Origin of the sequence: Methanosarcina sp. 1.H.A.2.2 (genome assembly GCF_000979975.1) — an archaeon.
Taxonomy (GTDB): domain Archaea; phylum Halobacteriota; class Methanosarcinia; order Methanosarcinales; family Methanosarcinaceae; genus Methanosarcina.
This window is the reverse complement of sequence record NZ_JJQL01000063.1, coordinates 50,154-61,914: the sequence shown is the minus strand read 5'-3', so window position 1 is coordinate 61,914 and position 11,761 is coordinate 50,154. Positions and strand designations below refer to the sequence as shown.

General features: G+C 38.3%; 10 protein-coding genes. 4 read left to right on the top strand and 6 right to left on the bottom strand.

The window, feature by feature from the left end:
- Positions 1-88 precede the first annotated feature (88 nt).
- Together EO93_RS09810 and EO93_RS09805 are read left to right on the top strand one after the other, a co-directional pair.
- Positions 89-361: a hypothetical protein gene (locus EO93_RS09810; protein ID WP_052735427.1), complete on the top strand. Its 273-nt coding sequence runs from the start codon at positions 89-91 to the stop codon at positions 359-361.
- Between the two features lie 141 nt (positions 362-502).
- Positions 503-1,741 carry a transposase gene (locus tag EO93_RS09805; RefSeq protein ID WP_052735426.1) on the top strand — a complete coding sequence of 413 codons (1,239 nt, stop codon included), beginning with the start codon at positions 503-505 and terminating at the stop codon, positions 1,739-1,741.
- Between the two features lie 179 nt (positions 1,742-1,920).
- Here EO93_RS09805 and EO93_RS09800 read toward each other — a convergent pair whose 3' ends face one another.
- Both EO93_RS09800 and EO93_RS09795 read right to left on the bottom strand, forming a co-directional pair.
- The gene (locus EO93_RS09800; protein WP_048162317.1) at positions 1,921-4,452 is read right to left on the bottom strand and encodes an oligosaccharyl transferase, archaeosortase A system-associated; all 2,532 of its coding nucleotides are present in this window, start codon (positions 4,450-4,452) and stop codon (positions 1,921-1,923) included.
- A gap of 54 nt (positions 4,453-4,506) precedes the next feature.
- On the bottom strand, positions 4,507-5,661 hold the full coding sequence (locus tag EO93_RS09795) for a glycosyltransferase (RefSeq protein WP_048162315.1): 1,155 nt from the start codon (positions 5,659-5,661) through the stop codon (positions 4,507-4,509).
- Positions 5,662-5,845: 184 nt separating this feature from the next.
- Between EO93_RS09795 and EO93_RS09790 the strand changes: the two genes are divergently transcribed.
- Entirely contained in the window at positions 5,846-6,928 is a 1,083-nt protein-coding gene (locus EO93_RS09790; protein ID WP_048162314.1) for a glycosyltransferase family 4 protein, read from the top strand.
- Positions 6,929-6,969: 41 nt separating this feature from the next.
- A complete protein-coding gene (locus tag EO93_RS09785; RefSeq protein ID WP_048162312.1) occupies positions 6,970-8,154 on the top strand; it encodes a glycosyltransferase family 4 protein in 1,185 nt (394 codons plus the stop codon).
- A 183-nt stretch (positions 8,155-8,337) separates the two neighbouring features.
- Here the strand turns inward: EO93_RS09785 and EO93_RS09780 are convergent, their stop codons facing one another.
- From EO93_RS09780 to EO93_RS17445, 4 genes are all read right to left on the bottom strand, one after another.
- Positions 8,338-9,255 (bottom strand): glycosyltransferase family 2 protein, encoded by a 918-nt coding sequence (locus EO93_RS09780; RefSeq protein WP_048162309.1) that lies wholly within the window; start codon positions 9,253-9,255, stop codon positions 8,338-8,340.
- A gap of 249 nt (positions 9,256-9,504) precedes the next feature.
- On the bottom strand, positions 9,505-10,524 hold the full coding sequence (locus tag EO93_RS16545; protein WP_255350214.1) for a glycosyltransferase: 1,020 nt from the start codon (positions 10,522-10,524) through the stop codon (positions 9,505-9,507).
- A 30-nt stretch (positions 10,525-10,554) separates the two neighbouring features.
- Complete coding sequence (locus EO93_RS09770; RefSeq protein WP_048162306.1) at positions 10,555-11,433, bottom strand: alpha-1,2-fucosyltransferase; 879 nt, start codon at positions 11,431-11,433, stop codon at positions 10,555-10,557.
- A 31-nt stretch (positions 11,434-11,464) separates the two neighbouring features.
- On the bottom strand, positions 11,465-11,677 hold the full coding sequence (locus EO93_RS17445; protein ID WP_156161285.1) for a hypothetical protein: 213 nt from the start codon (positions 11,675-11,677) through the stop codon (positions 11,465-11,467).
- Positions 11,678-11,761: the final 84 nt, after the last annotated feature.

The window sequence follows — 11,761 nt, the reverse complement described above, 5'->3', positions numbered from 1 at the left end:
GTATCCTCTTCAAATTTGATGGGTTTTCAATCACAGGAAAAATATAATAGTTGCTCCATTTCCCCTTACCATATCTTGGAGTAACAAAATGGAACTCGAAGCTTTAAAACAATTGCTGGTATCCTTGGACATCAATCCTGATGAAATTGAGGATAATAGATATGCCACAGCTTTTCGCATTATATTTTCTGTCATTGAAAAACAGAACGAAGAGATAGAATTCCTCAAAGCAGAGAACCAAAAGCTTCGAGACGAAATCAACTTACTCAAAGGTGAACAAACCAAACCTAAGATTCGTGGCTCTAAAAAAAATGAAGATATTTCTTCTGAAAAAGAGAGACGAAAAAGACGGTTTCCATAGGTCAAAGAATCTAAATCAAAACTGGATAAAATAGAGATTCATCAAATTGAGACGTGTAAAGTTGATAGATCCATTTTACCCAGTGATGCATATCCTAAAGGTTATAGGAACGTAATAATTCAGGATATATCCATAAAACCTATGAACACCAACTTCAGGATAGAAATTTTTTATTCCCCTTCTGAGCATAAAACATATTCAGGTGAACTTCCTGGTGGTATTAAAGGTGAATTTGGTCCTGGAATCAGATCTCTTATAATCACTCTTAACCATGTTGCTAATGTTTCAGAACCCAAAATACATGAATTTCTGAAAAATATTGGTGTTCATATATCCAGAGCCACTATTTCTCGAATTTTGACAAAAGATACTGATGTTTTCAATCAGGAAAAAGCTGAGATTTTTCGGGAGGGCCTTAAGGCTACGCCTTATCAGCAGATTGATGATACAAGTGCAAGAGTCAATGGTGTCAATCACTATACTCAAATTCTTTGTAATCCTTATTATGCTGCTTATTTTACAGTTCCCAACAAGAATAGAGAAACCATTTTAGATGTACTTTTATGTGGAAATGAAAAAAAGTACTGCTTTAATGATGAAGCATTTGATCTGATGAAAACGTTTAATGTTTCCCAAATCTGGATGGAAAAGCTCTCTTCTTTTAAAAACAAAATATTTAGTGACGAAGAAATGAGTCGGAAACTGGATTGTGTTTTCTCACTCAATGGATATAAAACTACTAAGAAGAAAGTTCTTGAAGCCTGTGCAATTGCGGCATATCATCAAAGTACAGACATACCTGTGGTTACCACACTTCTGAGTGATGATGCACGTCAATTCAAGCAAATTGCATCCCATCATGCTCTTTGTTGGATTCATGATGGGAGAAACTACAAGAAATTGAGGCCAATAGTACCTTATCATAAAGAAAAGCTGGAAGCTTTTCTGGACAGGTACTGGGACTTTTATGGGGAACTTTGTGAGTTTAGAGAAAATCCAGATTTAGAAATCGCGAAGCAATTATCCACAAAGTTTGATCAATTGTTTTCGACCATAACGGGATATGAACAGTTGGATGAAAGAATCAATAAGACGAAAGAGAACAAGGAACACTTATTGAAGGTACTGGTTTTGCCAGAAGTTCCGCTGCATAACAATGCAGCGGAACTAGCGGCGAGAGCAAAGGTAAGAAAAAGAGATGTGAGCCTTCAAACCATAACAGATGAAGGAACAAAGGCAAACGACACATTTATGACAATTGTTCAGACAGCAAAGAAACTTGGTGTGAGTGCATATCAGTACATATTTGATAGAGTGGGAAACACATTTAAGATGCCATCTCTGGCTCAACTCATCAGAGAAAAAAGCTCATTGAGTTGAAAGTCAGACCTTTCCACTCAATTTGAAGAGGATACGACAAATGGAAGAAATAATTAAATGGTCTATAAAATGTGACAGGCTCCTTCAAAAAACCCCATAATATTAGAGCCACAAAAAGTGGAAGGTAAGAGAAGGAGTAAAAATTCAGTTGAGTGCCAAACCGCATGCTTCAGACTGATTCAGACCTTTACTTCTTTTCCTGTTAATACTGCTTCTTCACTTACCCTTACTTCCTTAGTCGTACCCCCGTAGCTTACGACATAAGCACTTGCCGGAGAAGTATCGAACTGGGTTTCCCCGGAAATGGGGCCTTCGGTTGAGTAGGGCACAGTAAATTCATACCTGCCTTCGGAATCCGAAGTTGTCGACTGGGAATAGTCAAAAGTTCTTCCCTGGCCCGTTAGAATTGTCGTACTTATTTTGACCGTTTCATTCGGGGAAGCGGTCCCGGTTATTTGTGCACCCTTTACGTATTCGAAGATCTTGACATACCCTGTATCTACCTCAGGGATACTTCCTCCGAAAAGGGAATTATAAACCTGTTTGTACCCGGCCTCGTCACTCTGGCCCACCCAGGATTCGTGAACCAGACGATACTGTTTCATGCCGTTACCGTCAAAGAAGTGAAGCCTGGATTCCATTGAGTTGTAATAACGCATTGTCGGAAGGATTTGAGAGTTGGCACCTACCCGGTACTGGGCGTAGTACCCTTCGTCATCAAGGGTCCAGGTAGCCATAGCAGGAAATTTTGCATTAAATAAAGAAGCCATTTCTATGTCGGACACAATGTATCTGGCTCCTGCTTTGTCTGGATCCGGGTGAACGGCTTCAAGAACTGCTGTTGCTTCTTCTTCCGACGGAGCGGTGAAGAAAGTGGAAGCTCCCGGCATGTTTTCGTCTTCTATACTTCCTCTTCGGCCTCCTATTCCAGCCTGAAAGGGATTGGCATTTGGCATTCTGTGCCCGATCGTTTCAATCCAGTGCCCATAGTCCCACCAGGACATGACCCCATAAGCAGGATCCGGATACTGAAAGAGTTCGCCGTTCTCAGGAGCTTCGTAAATGTCGTTGTAGTCCATTCCCGGGTCAGGAGTATTATAGCGAAGCCAGAGAGTGGATTCAATCCATGGACCGTTGGGACCTCCCGTGCCTGTTATATACTTTATTGCAGCGAAGTACTCCGGGAGAACCAGCACCAGGAATATGGTAAAGACTGCAAAGACCTGTTCTATTTTTACAAATTTGAAGAAATTTGGCAAATCTTTAAGCGATTTTACATTAGCCTGGAAGCTTTCTTCGAGCCGGCCCCATTTTACAAGATCAAGGAACCGACCTCCTAAATAAGCACCCAGAACCGCAATATTCACAGAATAATAATATGCAAAACGGTTCTGGCCATAGATTGCCATGAATATGAGAAGCCCCCATACCAGAGTCAGCAATTCTTCGGGTTTCGGTTTCCGGATGAGGCTTATTGTCAGGAGAATCATTCCCGCGATCGAAGCGAAGAAAGCAGGAGCTGTAAAATATTCATAGACCCTTAAGAATGAAAATTTATCAGAGGGGTAAAATATCGAGGACACTTCTCCAATTGTTGAAGGACCGCCGGTCTGGATCCCGAAAATTGAATGAGGAGCACTTATGACCAGTGAGTAAAGGGCTGGGGCCGCAATTTTGGCTGCGACCAGCCCCACAACACCAATTCCGAATATTGCCAGAGGAGAATAATAAGCCTTTAAGTTTCTTTTTTTGAACTCCCTTTCAATAAAACTCAAAGCTGCAAAACCTACCACTGCTCCGAAAGCTGTAATTACATGGAACCAGGAGTAATAGTACATCGAAAAGCCCATTTCAGGATGGACAAATGGGAGTATAAGTAGTGTACTTACTAAGAATGTGATTATACCCGTAAACCCGAGGTAGTCACTTGACTCGCCATGGAAATTATCAAGGATATACTGGATCACGGCATAAACCAGAGCGACCAATAAGAAAAGAGAAGCTCCAGGCCACGAAAGCTGATAAGCTGAATACATGGCCCCGGCTATAACAGAATATATAAGAGGCTCTTTCAGGACACTGAGATTTTTAGTAATTACATGCTCGAAACGCAGCCCTTTTTTCTTTGCAGAGATCAACGCCAGCATGAAAAACATGATAAAAAAGGTACTGAATAGAGACTCGGCTACATGGTGGTCTGTAAAGCCGATCATTGAACGGGACAAAAATTGTCCTGGAGCAAAGGCGATTAAAATTGCAGCCAGTATCCCTGTTTTACGTCCTCCAAGATATTTTCCGATATAGTATACGGGAATGACGGTAAGGGCTCCGAGCACTGCGGGGAAGTAAGCTCCTACCCAGTTAACAAGCTCAGGACTGGGATTGCCCATTCCCAGAAACAGAGATGTAAGAGCCATCATCTGGTCGAATAATGGACCAAAATGGATGTAACTCCCCTTAGGATAGTTGGTCATAGGGTTGAAAAACATCCTGTTGGGGTAATTTTCAAGCAGAACATTTAAGGTCCGCATATGATACCAGGGATCGTTGCCCCCAAACCTTACAAATCCATTGGATAAAAACACAGAATCATAAGGACGTGTTCGGATCCATAGAGCTACAAAACCAATTACTGCAACTGCCAGAGTATAAGGCAAGCTGGACTTTAGTTTAGACTTAAATGTTGATACAGGACGATCCTGAGAAACCATAGTAATCCCCTTCAGGAAGTACATGCAACTAATATAGAACTACAGAAAAAGAAATTAAATAGATTGTATTAATTCGATGTAACGGTTTATAATTTTATCCCACTTTTGATCCGGAGCTTCATAACGCTCGCTAGTTCCGAAAAGGCTCAGGACAGCTTCCCGAATAGATTCAACATTTCCTGGGGGAACAAAAAAAGTACCTTCATATCCAGCCATCGATTCTTTCAGGCCGCCTACCTCGGAAACTACAACCGGTTTTCCAAAAGACATGGCGATATGAGCAATCCCACTCTGTGAAGCCCTCAGGTAGGGCAGAACCACTACATCTGCAGCGCTGAAGTAAAGGCTTATTTTATCATCGGGAACATACTCGTCTACAAGCGTGACCTGACTGGAGTAAGGAGAGGCTTCGACCTGCTCAACCAATTCTTTGCGATCTTCCCAGATTTCCCCGACAATGAGCAACCTGCTTTTCTCGATGATTTCGGGAGGAAGCTGTTCGAAAGCCCTGATCAGATAAGGAATCCCTTTGTATTTCCGGATCAAGCCAAAAGAAAGGATAACAAACTCCTCTTTTATTGAGAGAGCTTCTTTTGCCTTTTTACTGTCAAGCACTTCCCCGTACTGGTCATAGAGCCCGTGGGGAATTACATGGATTTTTTCAGGGGCAATTGCATACCTTTCGGCAACAAGTTGTTTATCAGATTCGGAATGAGTAATATATGCATCAAGGTTTTTACGCAGCAGTTTTCCCGTTATTTTTGAATATAAACGGATCGGAAGTATGGACTCTTCAAACGGGTCCACAACTTCGTGGAACTCTATAATTATTTTCGGTTTATTGAGCAGACTTGCAAAAAGTTTGAGCAAGAGATGCATCTGGGCTACCGAAGATGTCCACCACTGTAAAATAATGACATCCGGATTTTGTTTTTTAATAAAATAGAAGGCATCAGCCCAGGTAATAGGGTTGTTATAGTCCATGCCGTCAAAAACGGGGATTTTTGATGAGAAACTTAAACTGGATATATTCTTTCCAACATGGGATTTCCCGGGGAACAGGAATGTAGGAAGTAATTGCCTGAAGCAGATGATAGAAACATCTCTTTTTACGGACATGGCATTTGCCAGACGGATCGTGTAATAACTGATGCCACTTAAAAAACGTTTGGAAGGTCCGACTATGCAAATATCTGATGCGACTGTCATTTAAGCTAACTATTGCATTATCTTTATATTAAACTTGTGCATAACTTTGTGCAAGTGATGTTTAGCATTTGAATATAGCCCAAATATGTTCCCACTACTTCTTGGATATTGGATGAGCAGTAACTCCGGTGCATTATCTTTATATTAAACTTATACATAAGTTTATATATGTGAGGTTCAGACCTTGAAAATTGCCCAAATATGTCCCCGCTACTTCCCGGATATTGGGGGAGTGGAAACTCATGTAAAAGAGATTAGCGAAAGACTTGTTCTGGCAGGTCACGAAGTCGAAGTTATCACGACTGATTCAGGGGGAAAACTGAACAAAAGGGACATGATAAATGGCGTGAAGGTTACAAGGTTCAGATCGTTTGCACCTGGAAACGCATATTATGTTTCTCCTCAGATCTATGTATATTTGAAAAAGCAAAATTATGATGTAATTCATGCTCACAGTTACCACGCACTTCCAGCATTTTTTGCAGCTATGGGTAAATGTGAAGGGAAATTCGTGTTTACACCCCATTATCACCGAAGTGGTCACACAGCTTTCAGGAATTTACTGCACAAGCCTTACAGGTTCTTTGGGAAATTGATTTTTTCACGTGCAGATACTGTGATATGCGTATCAGAGTTCGAAAAAAGGCTTGTTGAGGCTGATTTCAAAGTTGCAGGAAAAACTGTAAAAATTCCAAATGGGATAAATCTCAAAGAATTTGAACATTTAAACCGCAAGCAAAATACAAACGGAGAGAAAATCCTCCTGTATGTGGGACGTCTGGAAGAGTATAAAGGAGTTCAGTATATAGTTCAGAGCCTGCCTGAACTTCAGGAGTTCCGTTTGAGGGTCGTTGGGAAAGGTCCCTATGAAGAAGAACTTCGTAATATGGCAGAAAGGCTTGGAGTAACTGAGAGGATTGAATGGTTAAAAGATCTTTCCAGAAAAGAATTACTTGAATGCTATGCATCTGCGGATGTATTCTTGATGCTTTCTTCCCATGAAGCATATGGGATAACGGTTGCAGAGTCGCTGGCTGCAGGGACTCCCTGTGTGGTTGCACAGGGGAGTGCTCTTGAAGAGTTTGTGGATGGAATTAATTGTGTAGGGATTGAAAGTCCTGTTATGCCAGATAAGATAATTAAGAAGTTGAATGAATTTAAGGAAATTGCAGACATGAAGAGGTACAATAGCAAAAAATTACTGATGGATTGGGCCAAAGTCACAAATGAAATTCTTCGTAGTTATGAAGAAATGCGAGAACATTAATGATTTTAGAAATATGAAGATTTGAGAATAGTAGTGGTAAAATGAATGTTCTTTATGTAGCTCCAGATATTCCAGTACCGCATACAGGAGATTATATAGGGGGAAGTACCCATACCCTGGAAGTTTCAAAAGAAATAGCTAAGCTAGGGAATACCGTGTATATAGTCTCAAACCGTATGAGGGGTCAATCATCCTTTGAAAAGGTATCTGAAGGAGTATACACTTATAGAATTTATCGAGCTTTGTTCTTTCCTTTCAAAAATAAATTAAACCCTAATAAATCAAAAGAAAATAAGATTAGAAAATTTTTAGAAAATACATATCTGAATACCTTATATCGCTTCTCAGTAATGATAATGACGACAAAGATTTCTAAAAAACACAAAATTAACGTTATTTTAGAAAGGAATTCAGCAAAAGGTGCTGGAGTATTTAGTGGGATCATACTTGGAATACCTTCATTGGTCGAACTGATAGATCCGGAATACAGTAAATCTGCCCTTAAATTGAGTAAAAAGATATTTGCCTATACAAAAGAAATCGTACCCGCCCCCTTGCACAGTAAAACAGAGATTGTACATGCAGGAGTCGACACAGAATTATTTATGTCTGCAAAACCTGCAAACATAAGGTCCAGATACACTATTAAAGGTAAAGTTGTTGTATACGTTGGTTCGATGAGTTCATGGCACGGTGCGGAACACCTAATAGATGTTACTGTGAAATTAAAAGATATGAATATCACATTTTTACTGGTCGGTAAAGATCTGGAGATTCTTAAAGAGGAAGCAAAAAAGAAAGGTGTTTTAGAGAAGTTTATATTCACCGGTTTTGTTCCGAATAATGAAGTTCCGGCATATATTGCTGCCGCAGATGTAGCGGTTGCTCCATATGATCCAAGAAACTCCGAAAAAATGAATCAATACGGATTTTATTTCTCTCCAATAAAAATTTTTGAATACATGGCATGCGGTAAACCCATAGTAGCAAGTGATGTAAACATTATAAGGGAAGTAATAAGGGAATGTAAATGTGGACTGCTGGCAAAGCCCGGAGATGCCGAAGATATAGCGGAAAAAATAAAATTGCTTCTGGAAAATGAAGATATCAGATATGAGTACGGGAAAAGTGGAAGAAATGCAGTTCAAGAGAAATTTTCTTGGGAAAGTGTTGTAGACAAAATAAATCAAGGTATCCAAGAGGTACTAGAAACTCAGCAACAATAAACATCAAACCGTCTAATACATGCTAAATCTCACAAACCCTTATGCATTCGATATATCCTTAAATGTATAGTCCTTAATTTAACTCTTCTAGATTTAGTGACAATTTGAAACGATGAATGACACCTAAAAGTAAGTGCATTTATGAGGTAAACAATTTAAAGAATTCAAGGATTTAAATTTGGATCAATAAGTAGGCTTCCACTTAAACAGCAGTCTTTTCAACCTCACAACATTAACAATTAAGAAGGTGAGAGCAAATATTGCAAACAACTTTACTCTGACAAGTAACGGTGGAGTATCTTTCTTCAATTTTATTGAGTCAAGCTTATATTTGCTTGCAAATTTGAATAAATCTGGAAAATAATAATTTAACATAACTCTATGTCTATCATGCCTCAATTGCTTTTTTGCATACTTAATAAAAGTATCAGAGTAATCATGATAGATTATGGGCTTTGGGTGATATACTAATTTGCTTTTATCTTTATATCTGCTAATAATCCTATATGATAGCTCGATTCCTTCATGCCCCCACAATTCAGGATTAAAACCTCCAGCTTCAATAAGAGTTTCTTTTTTAAAAGAAGAGTTACCTTCTAAATCCATCAGCCAGGGGATTACTTTTTCTCCGAGGTCGTAATGTGATGCAAAATGATTATATATTGAAGAGGTTTTTGGCAATGATTTACCTCTTAATCCCAACATGTTGCACTCGTTGTGTGCATTAAAATGCGCCTCAACAAAATTACGAGCTGGAATAGCATCATCATCAAGAAATACGATTATATCTCCTTTTGAGAAGTTTATTCCTACATTTCTCCCAATATTGACTCCGTAATTACGTTTCAACTTGATATATTTTATTGTATATTTAGATACTAGATCCGATATATCCAATTGATCATTGTTATCCACAAGTAAAATTTCAAATTCTTTAAATGTTTGATTATTTAAGGAACTTAAACATTGTTCCAATTGATCTTTATTAGTGTTATATGTTACAATAACAACAGAAAGTACCGGCAAACCATCTTTTATATCAGGATCAATTATTTTCGAGATGATTTCAGTGTTATTCAGATCTCTTAAGTAGTCATTCATAATGCTCAACTTTGGAGTGATAATTTAATAATGTGTACAAATACATTTAGTGAGAACGAAATTGATTTCATTCATCATCAGTAAAGGAATTGTCCTGTCTGAAAGTTATCGTTTTTTGAGTAAGAATTGGTATCAAATTTTGATTTCATAATGTAAAATCGATTTTTAGTTCCAGTCCACAATCTATAGAAAGATTTATCACTTAACAAAGATGCATAAATATGCTTAAGCAAATAATTTATCCAGATATTATATAAAAAGTCTACCAAACAATAGAAATAATCTGACTTCATTTTTTAATAATAGTCTAGCTTTTTGGACGTATGAAAGATTTACAGATTGACTTAGTTTAGGATTATGAAAACAATTCCATGAACCTAAACCTAAGTATCTAAAGTTATAACAGATGAGATACCAACAACGATTTGCGAGAACATTTGAAAAAGCAGGTTCAGGGTAAATTTTCATGCTAAAATTAGCATTTTGTAACTTTTGGAGCCATGATTTAGCATTAGAAATAAAGTCGTCATTTACATCAAATCTATAACAACTGAGTGCTTCATGGATTTCAATTTCAACATTTGTTGGACTGATGCCCAGTTCTCTTACTTGTGAGAGTCTCACTCTATTGGATATTTCTTTTTGTTTATACTTATTGGAGGTTGAATTATGCACTCTATAGTGTAAAAGAATTTCAGGGATATTGGCAAATTTTAATTTTTTTATGGCTCGAACCCATAATCCATAGTCTTCAGCATAGGTTTCATCTTGCCTATAAGCCAAATTATTACTTAAAAAAATATCTTTTCTTAAAATTATACTTGGGTGGGCGATTACAGACTCAAACAACATTCGAGACTTTATAGTATCATGATCACATGGATTATTCCAAACGCTCCCTGAGGAGTCACCTATTGTTTTCACCCAAGTACCACAAATTCCTATTTCAAGATTCTTGTCCATAAATTCAACTTGTTTTTCGAATCTAGTTGATAAGCTTATATCGTCTGCATCCATTCTAGCAATATATTCTCCTCTTGCAAGGGAAATGCCTTTATTGAGTGAATTAACCAATCCTTGCCTTTCCTGATAATAAACCATTATTCTGGAGTCATTTTGCTGATATTTATCAAAGATATGATGTGTTTCATCTGTAGGGTCATCACAGATTATTATAAATTCAAAATCAGAGAATGTTTGATTAAGAATACTGTCTACAGCTTCTGAAAGGTACTCGTCACCTTTATACACCGGCATTAGAACTGAGATTTTTGGAATGTTCTCACCCAGAATTGTCGCTTATAATTTGTGCCATTTATCAGGTAATAAATCCTGTGTATCCATATTTTTTGAATTAAACCATTTCTTAGGGGCAATGACAATTTTCTCAGGATTTTCATTTAACCAAGCGCCCCACCAGCTAAAGGAGCTATTTGCAATAATGTGATGCTTGCAGATGCTCATCAAGCATATATCTTCATAGTCTTTTGAGCAGTCGTCACGCCTCACATAAATTGTTGGAGCATCGGGTTTGATATTACGACATGCCCACTCAGGATCATCTGAAAAGACATAAAAATTAGGATTGTCAATCTCTGCACTAATCATATCTATAGCCGCACGATAATATTCTGGCCCACAAACCCCATGAACACTGTTCGTTTTCGGATCAGACACATAATCTCCCCTTCGCACATGGATACTCACAGATTCACAATCCTTGATTTGTCCTGCAATATCCTTGCTTCTCAAAGTGAGTGGATTTACAATACTGAATTCTTTTCTAAGAATGTCCTCAACATCCAAAAAGTATTTTTCACTCTGCCAGTAACCATCAAGATAAACATCATCTGGTAGATCAAGGATATCCTGCTGAAAACTAAATTCTTTTTCTTTGATGTATTCTATCGCTTGTACACGAGGGATATTCCTTATGATATGTTTGAAGATTTTTACAGCAAGTCCGTCCGAATGAAGTAATACGCGAGACAAATCCGCAGTAGTAGCAAAATTCTCAACGATATTAAAATGATTAAGGTCATAATTTCTAAGCGTATAACCTTTAAAATCTTGAATATCAAGTTTTAGTTCAGTCTTATAGTTATGTGCCAAACGCCTCCCAGTTGCATATTGAAACATCTGGTTGCCGAGACCACCAATAAGTCTAACAATGATCAATTTATACCCCCAAAATTTGGTTTTTCCAGCATCAATGTAATTGCTTCTTCAGGCATCGGAGTGGCCACAGGGATTTTAGAGAAACCGCCCGGGAACGAATCTGCTCTGGAGATTTGACGATCTTCCGAAACTGGAATTCCTGAAGTTCCTGGAGTTCTTCGAGAGTCCACCATTGAGTTTCAGAGAGGTCAACATGCTGATGGCCGCTGATGCTGGCCAAATACTTCAGCGTCTTTTTAATCATACTATCAATCATTTTTTATGGCATGGACCTGACGACCAAAGTGGAGAAGGTCCGATGACCCGGCACCCACCTTTGTAAACTGAT

Bases quoted from the DNA above. Each gene is read 5' to 3' on its own strand.
- EO93_RS09810 (WP_052735427.1), top strand. From the start codon at position 89: ATGGAACTCGAAGCTTTAAAACAATTGCTGGTATCCTTGGACATCAAT.
- EO93_RS09805 (WP_052735426.1), top strand. From the start codon at position 503: ATGAACACCAACTTCAGGATAGAAATTTTTTATTCCCCTTCTGAGCAT.
- EO93_RS09800 (WP_048162317.1), bottom strand. From the start codon at position 4,452: ATGGTTTCTCAGGATCGTCCTGTATCAACATTTAAGTCTAAACTAAAG.
- EO93_RS09795 (WP_048162315.1), bottom strand. From the start codon at position 5,661: ATGACAGTCGCATCAGATATTTGCATAGTCGGACCTTCCAAACGTTTT.
- EO93_RS09785 (WP_048162312.1), top strand. From the start codon at position 6,970: ATGAATGTTCTTTATGTAGCTCCAGATATTCCAGTACCGCATACAGGA.
- EO93_RS09780 (WP_048162309.1), bottom strand. From the start codon at position 9,255: ATGAATGACTACTTAAGAGATCTGAATAACACTGAAATCATCTCGAAA.
- EO93_RS17445 (WP_156161285.1), bottom strand. From the start codon at position 11,677: ATGATTAAAAAGACGCTGAAGTATTTGGCCAGCATCAGCGGCCATCAG.